The organism is Bacillus inaquosorum KCTC 13429 (assembly GCF_000332645.1).
Taxonomy (GTDB): Bacteria; Bacillota; Bacilli; order Bacillales; family Bacillaceae; genus Bacillus; species Bacillus inaquosorum.
In genome coordinates, this window is the sequence record NZ_AMXN01000007.1 from 34,592 (window position 1) to 50,961 (window position 16,370).

Sequence of the window (16,370 nt, forward strand, 5' to 3'; positions counted from 1 at the left end):
TAGGAGGAAAGGTTATGAAGAAACTAGCCGGAATATGGACTGCGCTTCTGCTGGCTGCTGTTATGATGACAGGCTGCGGAAATGCTGCAAATCAGGAGGACTCCAAGGCAAAACAAAAGACAGAAGCGTTTCCTGTCACCATTGATGATGCGTCAAATCAAGATGTGACAATCAAAAAGGAGCCGAAAAAGATTGTTTCATTAATGCCTAGCAACACAGAAATTACATACGCTCTCGGCCTCGGTGACAAAGTGGTTGGCGTCACCACAAACGATACATATCCAAAGGAAGTCAAAAAGGTTGATAAGGTCGGAGATATGAATGTAAACGTTGAGAAAGTCATTTCTCTCAAGCCGGATCTCGTTCTTGCCCATGAGTCTTCCATGTCAGCGTCAGCGGATGCCATCAAACAGCTGAAGGACGCGGGCATTACCGTGCTGACTGTCAATGATGCACAATCATTTTCCGAGGTGTACAAATCAATCGAAATGATCGGAGAAGCTGCCGGGGCAGAGAAAAAAGCCGATCAGCTCGTGAAAAGCATGAAATCAGATTTGCAGGATATTCAAGAAAAAGCGAAAACCATTTCAAAAGACGAGGAGAAAAGCGTATTTATCGAGGTTTCTCCTGATCCTGACATTTACACAACCGGAAAAGACACGTTTATGAATGAAATGCTGAATGTCATCCATGCTAAAAACGTAGCAGCGGACCAAACAGGCTGGGTGCAAATGACAGACGAGGCGATCGTAAAACTCAATCCTGATGCTATCGTTACAACGGACGGAGTGAAAGCGAAAGCAGTGGAAAAACGCGATGGCTGGAGCGAAATCGATGCTGTGAAACATCATCGCGTGTATGATGTGGATCCTGATCTTGTGACACGCTCCGGCCCCCGTCTGATCGAAGGGGTCGAAGAACTTGCGGAAAGCATTTACCCGGATACGTTTAAGGAATAATTGTTACTCCGCATATATCATCAGTTTTTCATTTTTAGCCGTGAGCATCATATTAGGAATTTCTTGCGGCAGCCTGCAAATTCCTATACCTGCTATCTTTCGTGTCTTTTGGCATGAAGGCTTTGGCGGCTCTATCGGTTCTGATGACCCGATGTACACCAATATTATGATGAATATCAGACTGCCGAGAGTTGTGCTGGCCGCCCTTGTGGGGGCGGCTCTTTCTATCGCAGGGGCTGCTTTTCAGGGGCTGTTGAAAAATCCTCTTGCTGACCCCTACACACTTGGTGTTTCATCCGGTGCTTCAGTCGGAGCGGTTGTGACCCTATTCTTTAGCCTGCAGCTTCCTGTTATCGGAGGGTTTACACTCCCGGTTGTGAGTGTAGCCGCGGCACTTGCCACGATGGCGGCGGTCCTTTCCTTCAGCCGCCTCGTTCATGCTTCAATGTCTGTTTCTACCCTGATTTTGACCGGTGTCATCATTAACTCTTTTTTGGGCGCATTTATTTCTCTTATCATTGCCTTGACAGGCGACAACCTGCTGCCGATTGTGCATTGGCTGCTCGGCAGTGTCTCCATGAGGGGCTGGAGTTATGTTGTTCTGTTTCTCCCGTTTTTTCTTTTGGGAACCGTTTTACTGATCGTCAATGGAAGAGAGCTGAACGTAATGACATATGGAGAAGACAAAGCAAAGCTTCTCGGAGTCAGCGTTCAGCAGAGAAAAATGCTGATTTTGATAGCTGGCTCTCTTTTGACGGGAAGCGCTGTGGCTGTATCCGGCACGATCGGCTTTGTCGGTCTTGTGATTCCGCATATCACAAGGCTTTTGTGGGGAACGGACCATCGGCATTTACTGCCGCTGTCCGCCTTGCTCGGAGCAGGTTTTCTTGTTTTAGCTGATCTGCTTTCCAGAACGATCATTGAGCCGATTGAACTGCCGATTGGGATTATTACGTCCTTGGCGGGGGCACCTGTTTTTGCCCTTATTTTAATTCGGCAGCACCGCGGGGGGAGAAGCTTATGATGAAGGCAGAAGGGCTGTCGGGAGGATACGGAGACAGCCGGCTGATCAACAATGTCAGCTTAACAGTGGAGAAGGGTGAATTTCTCGGTATTCTCGGCCCTAATGGAAGCGGAAAAACCACGCTTTTACACTTGCTGACTGGTACGCTGCCGGCCAAGGAAGGCAGTGTTTATTTGGATGGCAAACCGCTGGCAGACTATAAACCGAAGGAACTGGCGCAAATCATGGCCGTCCTGCCGCAAAAAACGGATCAAGCCTTTACCTTTACCGTCAAAGAAACTGTAGCCTTCGGCAGATATCCATTCCAAACAGGGCTGTTCAGACAGCAGACTGAAAAGGATGAAGCCATTGTACAGGAAGCAATGGAGCAAACCGGAGTGGCCGCTTTTGCAGGAAAATCGATCCGCGATCTAAGCGGAGGGGAACAGCAGCGGGTGTATTTGGCCCAAGCTTTGGCGCAGCAGCCGCGTATTTTATTTTTGGACGAGCCGACAAATTTTCTTGATCTGGCTTATCAAAAAGAACTGCTTGATCTCATCAAACGCCTGACAAGAGAAAACGGATTGGCAGCTGTCAGCGTTTTTCATGATTTGAACACCGCGAGCCTGTACTGTGATGAGCTCTTGTTTATGAAAAATGGTACAGCCGGGCCTAAGCAAAAGCCGGAATATGCGGTCACAGAACATCACATAAAGGCCGTGTACGATACAGATGTCACCACCTTGGTCCATCACAGCTCCCCAAAACCGATGATTGCGATACAGCCTGAAAAAGACAGCGTGAAGCAGCAGCCTATCCCGTTTGAATCTTTGCTTCAAACGGGGCATGATGACATTCTTCTGCAAACGGAAATCCCGCTTCGTACACTGTCCTCAACGCCTGTCGGTGCAGGGTTTTCGTGGAGCAGGACGCTGATACATAAACGGCTGCCAATTCAGTCAGATCCTATAGAAGGGCTTACGGCCTATCTGTCAGAAAACGGTTTTCATCTGCCGGAAACTTGTGCGATGGCTTCTCCGGGAAGGCTTGACCGTTTCGTGCATCGAACGTATGAAGATGGAGAGCTATCCGTTTTGATATGTGTCATGACCGGCTTTTCGATATGGATTTTGATCAACGGCTATGCGGCAGATCAATGCTTTGTCAGAGCTCTCATGACTGCCGAAGCAGAACGGATGAAAGTGCTGGGAGACGGACGGGCAGAGGGTGATATTCTCATCGCTGCGACACAAACTCAGCAATCTGAAAACACAGAAAAGCGGCTGAATCAATTGATACAGATAGGAACAGCTGAATGTGTAAAAGAGGCTGCAGAGCTGTTTGAATAAGTCTGTAAAGGAGACACATGTATGAAACTATATACAAAAACAGGCGATAAGGGACAAACGAGCTTAGTCGGAGGCAGAACGGACAAGGACAGCCTCCGCGTCGAAAGCTACGGCACGATTGACGAGCTGAACAGCTTTGTTGGGCTTGCTTTGTCAGAGCTTTCCGGGCAGCCCGGCTTTGAAGATTTGACAGCCGAGCTGCTGATCATCCAGCATGAGCTGTTTGACTGCGGAGGCGATCTGGCAATTGTCACAGAAAGAAAAGACTACAAACTAAAGGAAGAATCCGTTTCCTTTTTAGAAACGCGCATTGATGCCTATACATCAGAAGCGCCAGAACTGAAGAAATTTATTCTTCCGGGCGGATCGAAGGGCGCTTCGCTTCTCCATGCGGCGCGCACCATTGCTAGGCGGGCGGAACGCCGAGTGGTGGCGCTGATGAAAACGGAGGAGATCCATGAAACAGTGCTTCGTTATTTGAATCGTCTGTCCGACTATTTCTTTGCCGCCGCACGGGTTGTGAACGTAAGAAGCGGCATTGACGATGTAGAATATGAAAGAAGTGCTATTGTATTTCGGGACCGAAACAGCAGCGAATCATAAAAAGAGAAAATAAAAGCCGGCGTATTCCCTACATGCCGGCTTTTTTGTTTTTCATTCTGTCAATCTCCCATTTTACGACAAAAAATGAACCTTATGAATTATTGACTGAAAAATGGAAAAATGAGATATTGGAATAAATAGATGTAAAAAATAGGCAGTGGGGGGCTCTGATAGATGGTGAATTTAATTGAAAGTGATAGCATCTGGAAGAGAAATTTCAATTATCTTTTTTTCTCAAGAATAGTCAAGATATCCGGCGATATGTTCGCATTTAATTCAATATTATGGTTTTTAATTTATGACGGCAAAGGTGCGATCGGGACTGCTTTATTGATTGCTGTTACCTTTCTGCCGGAAGCTGTACTGGCACCTGTGACGGGTCCTTTCATGAAACAGAACACGCTGAAATTTTGGATGTACTTTTCAGATCTGACAAGGGCTGCGATTGTTTTGATTATTCCTCTGTGTCACTTTGCCGGCTTTTCTCCGCTGTGGTTTGTCATGACGCTTATGATTGTGCATTCTGCTACGGGCGCCGCCTACAATCCCGCCTCCATAGCTTTGATTCCTCAAATCGTAAATGAAGAGGGCATTCAAAAAGCAAACGCTGTACTGCAGTCCTCTGCTCAAATTGTCCGGCTCGGAGCTGTCACGTTATGCGGTGCTTTTCTTACATTTATCAGCCCTTCTTATACAATGCTTATCGCACTTGTTCTCTATTTGGTTTCTGGCTTTCTCGTCCTTTTTATTAAGTACACTGCGGTTGAATCCCAATCAGAGTCTGCTGCCGTTACGCAGAGAGGCACATATATCGGAAGACTGAAACGCGGTTTTACGCTCGTCAGAAGACATCAGATTTTATATCCGCTCGCCATTTATTGTATTTTTATGAATTTCGCGGCTGCCCCTTGGGAAGCGCTCTCAGCCGTTTACGTTGCAGAAGATTTAAACGGCCAGCCGATCGTTTACTCGCTTTTAAAGGCCACCACCGCCGCAGGCGCATTTTTATTGGGATTTGTGCTGGCGAAAGTCAAAGTAAACAGATACGGCCTGTTATTTGTAACTGCCGGCATTATTGAAGGATTGGCTTTCTTTATTACCGGTATGAATACCTTTTTGCCGCTCGTCTTTCTCGCTGCGTTCACCTTTGGCGCCGCAGTCAGTGCTGTTAATGTTCCAGAGTACACGATTATCCAGACCTCTGTTGATAGTGAGGATCAGCCGCAGGTCTACGCCGTTATACATATGATCTCAAATATTTCCATTCCTGCCGGAGCTGTCATTTGCGGATATGCCGCAAACGCTTTTGGTTCAGGAACAGTGATCGCTGTCGGAGGGGTTGTCGAAATTATTGCGGGTATCGGAATTTTGCTGTTCACAAAGCTGGCTAAAGCAGAACGGTCCGACCTGATCAAAGAAAGGGAAGCAAGTGTTCATCTGTAAAGGGTTTTGAAACGCCATGCCTCGCGCATGGCGTTTTTTTGTGTCTATGGGTCCGGCACAAGATACGACTCCGGTCTTATATAAAAATCAATCTCTGATTCGTTTTGCGCAGATGCTAATTTGTTTAAGATGAAGACAAGGAAAACGAAAGGAGGATCTGCATGAAGATAAACAAGAAAACAATAGGCGGATTCTTATTAATTGTATTTGGGATCTCCGTCTTTTTTGGAGGAGGAAGCTTCGGCTTTATCATCCCGCTCGCCATCGGGGGCTTGATGACATACGCAGGAATCAAAAGGTTTGCTGCAGGAAAAACCATCACAGGAATCATCTTGGGCGGTATCGGAGCGATCATGCTCATTTGTTCACTACCGTTTGTCGTCGGAATTGCGCTGGCGGCCGCTATGGTGTATTACGGCTGGAAGCTGATGAAAAACGGATCAGCTGATAACGGTGTGTCATCTTTTGATCCTGAACCGGCTTCAGCTGGCTACCAATCTCACTTTGATGACGAATGGGAAGAATTTTTGAAGAAAAAATAATATCAGCATATTAGGAGGAATCAGGTATGGTATTAAAAAGAATCAGAGATATGTTTGTTGCGTCAGTTCATGAAGGTCTTGATAAAATGGAAAACCCAAAGGTGATGCTGAATCAATATGTACGTGATATGGAAAGTGACATTGCCAAAGCAAAACAAACGATTATAAAACAGCACACGATTGCCTATCAATTCAAGAAAAAATTTGAAGAAGCAGCTGAAGTGGCTGGAAAACGCAAAAATCAGGCACAGCTCGCATTTGACTCAGGCGAAGAAGAACTGGCAAAAAAGGCGCTGACTGAAATGAAGTACTTAGAAGGGAAGGCGGCTGAGCATAAAGCGTCCTATGAACAAGCGAACAGCCAGCTGGCTGAGCTGAAAGAACAGCTGGCTGCACTTGAAACAAAGCTTCAGGACGTAAAGGATAAAAAACAGGCGCTGATTGCCCGCGCAAATGCTGCGAAAGCAAAAGAGCATATGAATACGACATTTGACAAAATTGACAGCGAAAGCGCGTATCGTGAATTTTTGCGTATTGAAAACCGTATTGAGGAAATGGAAATCCGCGCGAATTATTCAAAGTCAGCGGAAGCCGGCACAGAACTCACACGCAAAGAATACGCAGATGATGTGGAAGCGGAGATTGAAAAAATGCGATCGCTCTCACTGCAAAAATCAGACCAGACGTCAAAAGCAGCAAATGAATAAGCGGAACGGGGAAGGATTTGCGGTCAAGTCCTTCCCTTCCGCACGTATCAATTCATAGGCTTTTCCTTTATAATAGAATGAATGAGAAGGATGAAATCGAATGAAAAAAATGCTGGGCAAACTGCTGATCATTGCCGGTATTCTTATATTTTTCGCCGTCGTGGTAAAAGACGTGTTTGCTGCAGGCTTGGGTTTCGTAAGCGGCACAGAAGCTAATTCAGCCAGCGCATCGCCGCGGGACATCGGCAGCGTGGTCATTGAGTCGGATAACAAGAATGTCCGGATCATAGCGGAAGAACGAAATGACATATCGGCAGGCATATCAGGAGACTCCGGGAAGTTATTTGTTACTGAAAACAGAAGAAAACTGGAGCTGACCGCAAAGGAAAAAGAATTTCAATTTCTGAATGGGTTTAACCGTTCTTCCCTTGTCGTCCTGCTTCCGTATGATTATAAAGGTGATCTGACGGTGCGAACCTCAAGCGGTGACGTGTCTGTGGACGGGAATCATCGTCTTGCGCTTTCGGGGCTGAACGCAGTATCTGCGAGCGGAAATATGAGAGTGACGGACGTCCGCCTTCAAGACCTGAAAGTGAAGGGATCATCCGGAGATGTCACCATTTCAAATGCCGTCTCCAAATCAGCCGGCATTGACTTAGCTTCAGGAGATGCAAACCTGGCTGATGTATCAGGCTCTCTTGATGTGAAGATGACTTCAGGAAACCTTGATGCTGCACTGAAAAAGGTAACGGGCCCTGTATCTGTCACGCTGACAAGCGGCGATGCGGATTTGAGCCTTCCCAAAAACGGCAGCTTTACAGTCAATGCAAAATCAGCGAGCGGGAGCGTCAGTTCGCCGTATTCATTTGCTGATACAGCACATAAAGCTCATCATCAAATCACAGGCTCACAAGGAAGCGGCCGGCATCCAATCGATATCAAAACGGACAGCGGAGATCTAGCGATACGGTAGCACCAGGCAGAAGAAAGGAGGCGGACACCAGGAATGACAAAAAAACAGCTTCTTGGATTTATTATTGCTTTATTCGGCATCAGTATGTTTTTGCAAATTATCGGAATAGGCGATCTGCTGTTTTGGCCGCTCTTTTTTCTGATTGCCGGCTATTTCTTGAAAAAATATTCCCGTGATTGGCTCGGTTCCGTCATGTACATCTTTGCCGCATTTCTATTTTTGAAAAACCTATTCAGCATCACCTTTAATTTATTCGGCTATGCGTTTGCCGCATTTCTGATTTACGCCGGCTACAGGCTTGTCAAAGGGAAGCCGATATTTGAACCAAATGAAAAACGGGTCGATCTCAATAAAAAAGAACAGCATGAGCCGCCAAAAGATGTGAAACATCCCGATATGCGCAGCTTTTTTATCGGAGAGCTGCAAATGATGAAGCAGCCGTTTGACCTGAATGATTTAAATATCTCTGGTTTTATCGGTGATATCAAAATCGACTTGTCTAAAGCGATGATTCCCGAGGGAGAAAGTACAATCGTCATTAGCGGAGTCATTGGAAACGTTGATATTTATGTACCATCAGACCTTGAAGTGGCCGTCAGCTCAGCTGTTTTTATCGGTGATATCAATCTGATCGGCTCGAAGAAAAGCGGATTAAGCACGAAGGTATATGCCGCGTCATCCGATTTCAGTGAGTCAAAGCGCCGGGTCAAAGTGTCCGTTTCCTTATTTATCGGTGATGTGGATGTGAAGTACGTATGAGAAAAAAAATGCTTGCGAGCCTCCAGTGGCGCGCCATCCGCATGACAACGGGAATCAGCCTGCTCCTTTTTGCCTGCTTGATTTCCTTTATGATGTTTTACTATCGGCTCGATCCGCTTGTTTTGCTGTCGTCAAGCTGGTTTGGAATTCCATTTATCCTGATATTGCTGCTGATCAGCGTGACGGTCGGTTTTGCCTCAGGGTATATGTACGGCAATCGGCTGAAGACAAGGGTTGATACATTAGTCGAATCGATTTTAACCTTTGAAAACGGCAATTTCGCTTATCGAATACCGCCGCTTGGAGATGACGAAATCGGCCTGGCCGCCGATCAGCTGAATGAAATGGCGAAGCGCGTGGAGCTTCAAGTCGCTTCCTTGCAGAAACTTTCCAATGAACGTGCGGAATGGCAGGCGCAAATGAAGAAGTCGGTTATCTCAGAAGAACGCCAGCGATTGGCAAGAGATCTTCATGATGCAGTCAGCCAGCAGCTCTTTGCAATATCGATGATGACATCAGCTGTGTTGGAACACGTCAAGGAAGCTGATGATAAAACGGTCAAGCGGATCAAGCTGGTCGAGCATATGGCAGGTGAAGCCCAAAATGAAATGAGGGCGCTGCTGCTTCATTTAAGGCCTGTTACCCTTGAAGGAAAAGGACTGAAAGAGGGGCTTACAGAGCTTTTGGACGAGTTCCGGAAGAAACAGCCGCTTGATATTGAGTGGGATATTCAGGACACGCCGATATCCAAGGGTATGGAAGATCATTTGTTCAGAATCGTTCAGGAGGCCCTTTCAAACGTATTCAGACATTCAAAAGCCTCAAAAGTATCCGTGATTCTGGGCGTAAAGAACAATCAGCTCCGGCTTAAGGTTATTGATAACGGAAAAGGCTTTAAAATGGATCAGGTGAAAGCATCCTCATACGGCTTGAACTCTATGAAAGAACGTGCAAGCGAAATCGGCGGGGTCGCCGAAGTGATTTCAGTAGAAGGGAAAGGCACACAAATCGAAGTGAAGGTTCCGATTTTCCCGGAAGAAAAAGGAGAGAACGAACGTGATTCGAGTATTATTGATTGATGATCATGAAATGGTCAGAATGGGGCTCGCGGCTTTTTTGGAGGCGCAGCCTGATATTGAAGTCATCGGCGAAGCGTCTGACGGCAGCGAAGGCGTGCGGCTTGCTGCTGAATTGTCGCCTGATGTCATTTTAATGGATCTTGTCATGGAGGGCATGGATGGCATTGAAGCCACAAAGCAGATTTGCCGAGAGCTTCCAGATCCGAAAATTATTGTGCTCACAAGCTTCATTGATGATGACAAAGTGTATCCGGTCATTGAAGCGGGCGCGCTCAGCTATCTATTGAAAACCTCAAAAGCTGCGGAAATCGCCGATGCCATCCGCGCCGCAAGCAAGGGAGAACCTAAGCTGGAATCCAAAGTGGCGGGAAAAGTATTATCCCGGCTGCGCCACTCAGGTGAACACGCGCTCCCGCATGAATCACTTACGAAACGGGAGCTCGAAATTCTCTGCCTGATCGCAGAAGGAAAAACAAACAAAGAAATAGGCGAGGAACTGTTTATCACCATTAAAACAGTCAAAACCCATATCACCAATATTTTATCAAAACTGGATGTCAGTGACCGGACGCAGGCGGCGGTGTATGCACACCGAAATCACCTCGTAAAATAGGCGTCTGCTATTTGTTTGCGCCTTTCGTCCCGAAGTCTCTGACAACCACATTGACCCGGTAGTCTATTTCCGCATTGCTGAAATAATCATCATCCCATTTTCTTGCAATCTTTTTCCACTTTTGAGGATAATGAATTCTGACCTCGTTTCCCAGCCCGGTGACATCTGCTTTGATATCTTTCTGCAGTGTGCCTGTAATAAATGCTGTTACTGTTTTGTGTAATCGTTTTTCGACTGTCTTTTCAATATCTTTGATATATGAATCCTTAAATGAATCTTCATTCGGATTCCAGTCCTCTGATAAACGACCTTCAATATTGCGTGTGACGGTGAATTTGAACTTCCCGTCTTTGTAGTCTGTCTTGATCTTGCGATTGCTGGAGTAGACTTCATAAGAAAAAAGATTGCCATTATGCCTCATATCAATGACGCCTCCTTCGACAGTGCCTGTAAATAAGTTGATATTTTGAACCTCAACCGGTGTTAAATTCCGGTTCCATAATTTATTTTTGATGATGGCAGCCCCGTTTATCGCGAGTTTGCCGTTTTCCTTACCGACATGAGGGATGAGGAACGAATCGTCAGAGGTCAAGTGTTCTGAGATCTCCCCCAATGTAACAGGCTCCATCATTCTGATCGTTACCGCATTATTCTCTGTCAGATCGTAAATCACATTAGATGCGGGTTCGCCTTGATCATTCATTTTAAATATATCCTTAGTTCTGCCATCGGTGACAAAGACGTATGAACTCCTCCTTGTTCCGTTGTCTCTGACAAACTGGTTAATGATCGCGTCCATTCCAATATGTTCCGCAATTACGCTCTTGGAAAGCAGAATGAGACGCAAATGCTGTGAAAACGTAGGGTTATGCTTTAATGCAGATGTTCTCATCATTTGATGGACAGTTTCACCCTTTGTGATTGCAAGCTGTGTCGGATCAGATGAAGAGCCTTCTTTGGAGCTGATTTTTTTCGGGACGAGAATCTGCTGTGTCAGTTCTAAATTTTTATCATCCGGCTTGTCTAAACCAACACCGATGATCAGGCTTAATTCCTCAATATTCCGGCTGTCCCAGCATCCGGACAGCAATAGGGTGCATATGAACATACTTAAAATCCGGAATTTCATTTTGCTGAAATCCTCCTTTTGAGAGCTACAATGAAAAAGAGAATGAAGGGAAGCAGAAACACGCCGATGAAAATGTATCCGAGATAATCGCTGTACATCATGACCTGATTGGAGTCATCCGGCCAGAGGGAAAAATAATAGACAGCCGCGCCGATGAGCATCATGCTTTTTTTAGTTGATAATCCGAACGTCTTCTTCAGTCCGTTAGCGGCAAAATATCCGTAAATGACAAACGTTGTGAAAAATTGAATGATCCAGACGATCAGTAAAAACGATTCAAACCGTTCAATGAATATGCCTTTGAGTTCAAAGGACTGAAAGAGAGAAATGGTAGGCCAGATCAGTGTTTTGACCTCGGGAGCCGTTAAAGCCCCGACAACGATGATATACGTAAGGATATATAATACAATCGGAATCAAAAATCCTATAGATGCATATCGGAATGTGTATTTCTTTTTCTTCATATGTTCAGGAAGAAACAGCATCACTTCCATTCCTAAAAAAGAGATGGAAACAACAGTTAGCGAGTTCGCAATGGGGCCAAGGCCTTCACCTAAAACAGGGCGTAAATTATTGATGTCAAAAATTTTAAAACTGATCCCAAACACAATCAGCAAAATAATAATCGTCACTGTTAAATAAAAGGGAAACAGCCGCGAAACATCACTGAGCCCCCCAACGATTAAATAGATGCCGCAGCAGATAAACGTTAAAATAATAATCTGAATCGGTGTTCTCTCAAGCAGGAAAAACTTCACCATTTCAGCCATCGCCCTGGTTTCAAAACTGGCCACTCCGATAAAATAGCAGGAGATCAAAAGCCCTATGATGCTGCCAATCCATTTCCCAAGGCCTTCCCGCAAATACTCAAACAGTGAGGGATATTGATGTTTTTTCTGAATGAGCGTGTTTAAATAAATGAAAAAAATGAAAATGACACCTTCTAATATCAGCACAATCCAGCCGTCAGGAGTATTACCCTTGGTGGTCAGCGCTCGGGGCAATGTTAAAAGACCGGCCCCGAGCATTGTATTTGCAACAACAGAAATACCTTGAAAGGTATTAAGTTTCAGTGGAGTCTGTTTTTGGCTCATTTGGATTATTCGCCTCTTTTGGTTTGTTTTTAATTGGTAGACGGATAATGGAATCATCTGTATTTTTCAGACTGAAGAATCCATTAGGCGAAAAATACGGAGATCCAAAGCTCGTTTGTCTCGTTAGGTGCGTATAAACGACCAGCATAAATAAAATAATCCCGTACAGCCCGAGTATTGCGGCTGAAAACATCGAAATAAAACGCAGCACGCGGAAAGACAGACCCATTCCGTATTGGGGAACGGTAAAGGATGCTAGGGCAATGACACTGACAACGATAACCATAATCGAACTGACAAGGTTGGCTTCTACAGCTGCCTGTCCGATGACAACGCCCCCGACGAGACCAATCGTCTGGCCGAGCGGATTGGGGAGGCGCAGCCCGGCTTCTCTTAGCAGCTCGATTGTCACTTCCATCAGCAAGGCTTCAAATATCGGCGGAAACGGCACGTTTTCCCTGTTTGCCGAAATCGTAACGGCGAGTGCGGTCGGCAGCAGCCCTTGATGGAATGACACGAGTGCGATATAAATCGATGACAAAAACAAGGTGATAAAGATAGAAGCGAAACGCAGCGACCGGATAAGAGATGCTGAAATCCAGCGTTCATAGTAGTCATCCGGGGACTGCATCAGTATGCCGAGAGAAACCGGGACCAGCAGCACAAATGGTGAACTGTCGACCAAAATGGCCACACGGCCGTTAAACAGGGCCGACGATACCTTGTCAGGCCTTTCCGTATTTTGAATCTGCGGAAACGGCGAGTATTTATTATCTTCAATGAGCTCCTCAAGCGTTCCGCTGTCCTGGATATCCTCCAGCTGGACATTTTTAAGCCGCGCCTTCACTTCTTTTATGACGGAATTTTTTGCTTTCCCTTCAATATACATAATGGCCGCCGGCTTCAGCTTGTTTTGGCCGATCATGATTTTTTTGGTGATTAATTTCGGATGAGAGGTTCTTTGTCTGATCAGAGCGAGATTTGTATTGAGATCTTCTACAAACGCGACTTTTGGGCCGCGAACCACTTTTTCAGTTGTCGGCTCTGCCAGGCTTCTTGTTTTTTTCTTTCCTGTAGACAGAATATAGACTTTGTCCAATCCGTTGATAAACACAGCACAATTGCCGCTGAGAATGGACTCGATCGTTTTTTTTACGGTTTCAACGGGTCTCGCGTCAAGCTGGTCAAGGCGTTTTTTGACTTGGTCAAGCGTCAGGGTCTCCTCATCTTTGATTAAGGTTTTAATCGAATCTGAAACCTTCTTCTGATCATTCAGCTCACTAAAATAGAGATAGTAAAAAACAAGCCCGTTGGCGAGCATTTTTTTGTTTTTTACGAGATCGTCGTTTTCTTTTAATTTTGGAAGCACCAATGCTAAATTATCGTGTATATATTCCTTAAATTCTGTTTGTTCCAACGAGGTCACCTCTTATCCAAAACCTTAGTAGAGGTTATCTTTTCCTGTTAAAAAAATGATATACTGTGTTACAGTATTTCATGGCAGCAGTTTTTTTATGAAAGCGGAGGAAATGAAGTGGCACAGGTAAGGCTTGCAGGAAAACAAGAAGAAATCGAACAGCTCATCAGATCATTTGAAAAGCATTATGATGTCTCCTATACATCAAAGGAGTACGGCAGGACGAATCCGAAGTACAAATATTCAAAGGATTCCCGCGTATATCTTGAATTAAAATTAAAATCTGCCAAGATCGAAAAATAAAAAGGATTTTTTATATCACTGGCGAATTATGATCTATTGAAGCAACCGTTATGGAGGGATACATAAATGGAATACAGAATTGAACGAGACACCATGGGAGAAGTAAAAGTTCCTGCTGATAAATTTTGGGGCGCCCAAACACAGCGAAGCAAGGAGAACTTTAAGATCGGTTCTGAAAAAATGCCGATGCGAGTTGTGAAGGCGTTTGCAATATTAAAACGAAGCACAGCGCTCGCTAATAAACGCCTCGGCAATCTGGATGCGGAAAAAGCGGAAGCGATTGCAGCGGTTTGTGATGATGTGCTCAAAGGCAAATACGATGACAACTTCCCGCTTGTCGTATGGCAGACCGGAAGCGGCACACAAAGCAACATGAACATGAACGAAGTGGTGGCCAACCGCGCTACTGCTTTATTAAAAGAAAAGAACTCTGATCAAACGATTCATCCAAATGATGACGTGAACCGCAGCCAAAGCTCAAACGACACATTCCCGACTGCGATGCACGTTGCTGCCGTTTTGGCTGTTTACGAGCAGCTTGTGCCGGCGCTTGACCAGCTTCGCAGCACATTGGATGAAAAAGCGAAAGCATACAATGATATTGTCAAAATCGGACGCACGCACCTTCAGGATGCTACGCCTCTGACGCTTGGACAGGAAATCAGCGGATGGGTGTACATGCTGGATCGTTCGAAGGAAATGATTCTAGAAGCGACAGACAAAATGCGCGCGCTTGCAATCGGCGGAACGGCTGTCGGTACGGGAATCAACGCTCACCCAGAGTTTGGAGAGCTTGTCTCAGAAGAAATCACAAAACTGACCGGCCAAACGTTCAGCAGCTCGCCGAATAAATTCCACGCGCTGACAAGCCATGACGAAATTACTTATGCGCATGGCGCATTAAAAGCGCTTGCGGCTGACTTAATGAAAATCGCCAACGATGTCAGATGGCTTGCAAGCGGACCTCGCTGCGGCATCGGGGAGATTGTCATCCCAGAAAATGAGCCGGGCAGCTCCATTATGCCTGGTAAAGTCAATCCGACACAAAGTGAAGCATTGACAATGATCGCAGCGCAAATTATGGGGAACGATGCGACAATCGGCTTTGCGGCAAGTCAGGGTAACTTTGAACTGAACGTGTTTAAGCCTGTGATTATTTACAACTTCCTGCAGTCTGTGCAGCTGCTGAGTGACGGCATGAATTCATTCCATGATAAATGTGCTGTCGGTATTGAGCCAGATAAAGAAACCATCCAGGAAAACCTGTCAAATTCATTAATGCTTGTTACGGCGCTGAATCCGCATATCGGATATGAAAACGCGGCGAAAATCGCCAAGCTTGCCCATAAAGAGGGATTGACGCTGAAAGAAGCGGCATTGAAGCTTGAATTGCTGACAGAGGAGCAATTTAACGAAATGGTTAAACCGGAAGATATGGTAAAGCCAAAGGCGTAATAGAAAGAAAAAACGGCTGCTTTTAAAGCAGCCGTTCTTCTAAATATGTTGCTGTTTTAATAGATATTTAAGCTGCTCCGCATCTTTGGCAAGAGCTTCAGACTCCGTCAGATTATGGATCATTCCTTTTATGATCGCCAGCTTCGGTGTTTTTTTCTTCATTTCTGCTTCAAGTATGTCCAAGCTCTCCGATAATTCAAGAGAGGAGTTTGTGTTTAAGCTGTTTATTTTGTCACGAAGGCTTTTCACAATCGATTCAGTCAGCGGGTCAGGCCGTCCGTGCGTAAGAGGCCCAAATAAAGAGCTTGCCTCTTCCAATGTGATGAAAGGCTTATCGTTTCGTTCAGACATGCCTTTTACCATATCATCAATTCTATTAATAATGATATCAGCTAATTGATCCGGCTTCACATTGTACCCGAGCAAAATCATGCTTTCCAGGTAAATCTGGCTGATGCCCTCTATTAAAAAACAAAGCTCTGCAGTATACGGTTCCGCCTTTTTTCCGTAAATGTTCAGCAGGCTGTCGATATGAAATTGAAGTGAGGACTGGCGGATTTTTTTTGCGCATTGCTCCACTTCCTCTGTGTAAGGCAGAGAACCTTCCTTCATCTGCATGCTGATAAAATCCTTGTGTTCAAGGATGTTTTCATAGAGCACGGTCAGCTGTTTGCGGTAAGCCGTTCTGGGGCTGTCGCCCTTCGTTTTAATATTTAAAATTCGGGTAAACGTTTTATCATAATAGTAGTTCAGCATAGAGAGAAGAAGCGCTTCTTTCGAAGGAAAATAAATATAAAAAGCGCCTTTAGATATTTTGCATTCTTTTGCGATTTCCTGTACTGATGTTGAGTTGTATCCTTTTTGGGCAAACAGTTTTAAGGCTGTTTCAATAATCAGCTTTTCTTTTTCCTTCAATGGTTCCACCCTTTCGGAGCCCGGAGG

At 45.3% G+C, this 16,370-nt stretch carries 17 protein-coding genes; 13 read left to right on the plus strand and 4 right to left on the minus strand.

Annotation, left to right across the window (positions count from 1 at the left end; genetic code table 11):
* The first annotated feature begins 14 nt into the window (after positions 1–14).
* The 11 genes from BSI_RS04760 (at position 15) to liaR (ending at position 10,030) form a co-directional block, all read left to right on the plus strand.
* Positions 15–959 carry an ABC transporter substrate-binding protein gene (locus tag BSI_RS04760; protein WP_003240753.1) on the plus strand — a complete coding sequence of 315 codons (945 nt, stop codon included), beginning with the start codon at positions 15–17 and terminating at the stop codon, positions 957–959.
* A complete protein-coding gene (locus BSI_RS04755; RefSeq protein WP_032732257.1) occupies positions 922–1,983 on the plus strand; it encodes a FecCD family ABC transporter permease in 1,062 nt (353 codons plus the stop codon). The genes BSI_RS04760 and BSI_RS04755 overlap by 38 nt, the downstream gene beginning before the upstream one ends.
* On the plus strand, positions 1,983–3,311 hold the full coding sequence (locus tag BSI_RS04750) for an ABC transporter ATP-binding protein (RefSeq protein ID WP_080030892.1): 1,329 nt from the start codon (positions 1,983–1,985) through the stop codon (positions 3,309–3,311). Before BSI_RS04755 ends, BSI_RS04750 begins: the two co-directional genes overlap by 1 nt.
* A gap of 21 nt (positions 3,312–3,332) precedes the next feature.
* A complete protein-coding gene (locus tag BSI_RS04745; protein ID WP_003240757.1) occupies positions 3,333–3,914 on the plus strand; it encodes a cob(I)yrinic acid a,c-diamide adenosyltransferase in 582 nt (193 codons plus the stop codon).
* A 174-nt stretch (positions 3,915–4,088) separates the two neighbouring features.
* Entirely contained in the window at positions 4,089–5,357 is a 1,269-nt protein-coding gene (locus BSI_RS04740) for an MFS transporter (protein ID WP_032732258.1), read from the plus strand.
* A 161-nt stretch (positions 5,358–5,518) separates the two neighbouring features.
* The gene (gene liaI, locus BSI_RS04735; RefSeq protein ID WP_003240759.1) at positions 5,519–5,899 is read left to right on the plus strand and encodes a cell envelope stress-induced membrane anchor protein LiaI; all 381 of its coding nucleotides are present in this window, start codon (positions 5,519–5,521) and stop codon (positions 5,897–5,899) included.
* Between the two features lie 26 nt (positions 5,900–5,925).
* Positions 5,926–6,606 carry a stress responsive protein LiaH gene (gene liaH, locus BSI_RS04730; protein ID WP_003240760.1) on the plus strand — a complete coding sequence of 227 codons (681 nt, stop codon included), beginning with the start codon at positions 5,926–5,928 and terminating at the stop codon, positions 6,604–6,606.
* A gap of 100 nt (positions 6,607–6,706) precedes the next feature.
* Positions 6,707–7,579: a LiaG family protein gene (gene liaG, locus BSI_RS04725; RefSeq protein WP_003240761.1), complete on the plus strand. Its 873-nt coding sequence runs from the start codon at positions 6,707–6,709 to the stop codon at positions 7,577–7,579.
* A gap of 33 nt (positions 7,580–7,612) precedes the next feature.
* Complete coding sequence (liaF, locus tag BSI_RS04720; protein WP_003240762.1) at positions 7,613–8,338, plus strand: cell wall-active antibiotics response protein LiaF; 726 nt, start codon at positions 7,613–7,615, stop codon at positions 8,336–8,338.
* Positions 8,335–9,417, plus strand: coding sequence for a two-component system sensor histidine kinase LiaS (gene liaS / locus BSI_RS04715; RefSeq protein ID WP_003240764.1), 1,083 nt, complete (start codon positions 8,335–8,337; stop codon positions 9,415–9,417). The genes liaF and liaS overlap by 4 nt, the downstream gene beginning before the upstream one ends.
* Positions 9,395–10,030, plus strand: coding sequence for a two-component system response regulator LiaR (gene liaR / locus BSI_RS04710; RefSeq protein ID WP_003240766.1), 636 nt, complete (start codon positions 9,395–9,397; stop codon positions 10,028–10,030). The genes liaS and liaR overlap by 23 nt, the downstream gene beginning before the upstream one ends.
* Positions 10,031–10,037: 7 nt before the next feature.
* Here the strand turns inward: liaR and gerAC are convergent, their stop codons facing one another.
* The 3 genes from gerAC to gerAA are packed head-to-tail and all read right to left on the minus strand — an operon-like array spanning position 10,038 to position 13,670.
* Positions 10,038–11,159 carry a spore germination receptor protein GerAC gene (gene gerAC / locus BSI_RS04705; RefSeq protein ID WP_003240768.1) on the minus strand — a complete coding sequence of 374 codons (1,122 nt, stop codon included), beginning with the start codon at positions 11,157–11,159 and terminating at the stop codon, positions 10,038–10,040.
* Positions 11,156–12,253: a spore germination receptor protein GerAB gene (gene gerAB, locus BSI_RS04700; protein WP_003240770.1), complete on the minus strand. Its 1,098-nt coding sequence runs from the start codon at positions 12,251–12,253 to the stop codon at positions 11,156–11,158. Before gerAB ends, gerAC begins: the two co-directional genes overlap by 4 nt.
* Positions 12,222–13,670 carry a spore germination receptor protein GerAA gene (gene gerAA / locus BSI_RS04695; protein WP_003240771.1) on the minus strand — a complete coding sequence of 483 codons (1,449 nt, stop codon included), beginning with the start codon at positions 13,668–13,670 and terminating at the stop codon, positions 12,222–12,224. The genes gerAB and gerAA overlap by 32 nt, the downstream gene beginning before the upstream one ends.
* Before the next feature lie 117 nt (positions 13,671–13,787).
* On the opposite strand from gerAA, the gene BSI_RS04690 reads away from it, so the two are divergent.
* On the plus strand, positions 13,788–13,973 hold the full coding sequence (locus tag BSI_RS04690) for a YvzF family protein (protein ID WP_003221676.1): 186 nt from the start codon (positions 13,788–13,790) through the stop codon (positions 13,971–13,973).
* 66 nt (positions 13,974–14,039) lie between these two features.
* Positions 14,040–15,428 carry a class II fumarate hydratase gene (gene fumC / locus BSI_RS04685; RefSeq protein ID WP_003240775.1) on the plus strand — a complete coding sequence of 463 codons (1,389 nt, stop codon included), beginning with the start codon at positions 14,040–14,042 and terminating at the stop codon, positions 15,426–15,428.
* Between the two features lie 39 nt (positions 15,429–15,467).
* On the opposite strand, the gene BSI_RS04680 is transcribed toward fumC, so the two are convergent.
* On the minus strand, positions 15,468–16,343 hold the full coding sequence (locus BSI_RS04680) for a TetR/AcrR family transcriptional regulator (RefSeq protein ID WP_003240777.1): 876 nt from the start codon (positions 16,341–16,343) through the stop codon (positions 15,468–15,470).
* Positions 16,344–16,370 lie beyond the last annotated feature (27 nt).

Bases quoted from the DNA above. Each gene is read 5' to 3' on its own strand.
- liaG (WP_003240761.1), top strand. From the start codon at position 6,707: ATGAAAAAAATGCTGGGCAAACTGCTGATCATTGCCGGTATTCTTATA.
- fumC (WP_003240775.1), top strand. From the start codon at position 14,040: ATGGAATACAGAATTGAACGAGACACCATGGGAGAAGTAAAAGTTCCT.
- gerAB (WP_003240770.1), bottom strand. From the start codon at position 12,253: ATGAGCCAAAAACAGACTCCACTGAAACTTAATACCTTTCAAGGTATT.
- BSI_RS04760 (WP_003240753.1), top strand. From the start codon at position 15: ATGAAGAAACTAGCCGGAATATGGACTGCGCTTCTGCTGGCTGCTGTT.
- liaS (WP_003240764.1), top strand. From the start codon at position 8,335: ATGAGAAAAAAAATGCTTGCGAGCCTCCAGTGGCGCGCCATCCGCATG.
- liaI (WP_003240759.1), top strand. From the start codon at position 5,519: ATGAAGATAAACAAGAAAACAATAGGCGGATTCTTATTAATTGTATTT.
- liaH (WP_003240760.1), top strand. From the start codon at position 5,926: ATGGTATTAAAAAGAATCAGAGATATGTTTGTTGCGTCAGTTCATGAA.
- liaF (WP_003240762.1), top strand. From the start codon at position 7,613: ATGACAAAAAAACAGCTTCTTGGATTTATTATTGCTTTATTCGGCATC.
- BSI_RS04745 (WP_003240757.1), top strand. From the start codon at position 3,333: ATGAAACTATATACAAAAACAGGCGATAAGGGACAAACGAGCTTAGTC.
- BSI_RS04750 (WP_080030892.1), top strand. From the start codon at position 1,983: ATGAAGGCAGAAGGGCTGTCGGGAGGATACGGAGACAGCCGGCTGATC.
- gerAC (WP_003240768.1), bottom strand. From the start codon at position 11,159: ATGAAATTCCGGATTTTAAGTATGTTCATATGCACCCTATTGCTGTCC.
- BSI_RS04740 (WP_032732258.1), top strand. From the start codon at position 4,089: ATGGTGAATTTAATTGAAAGTGATAGCATCTGGAAGAGAAATTTCAAT.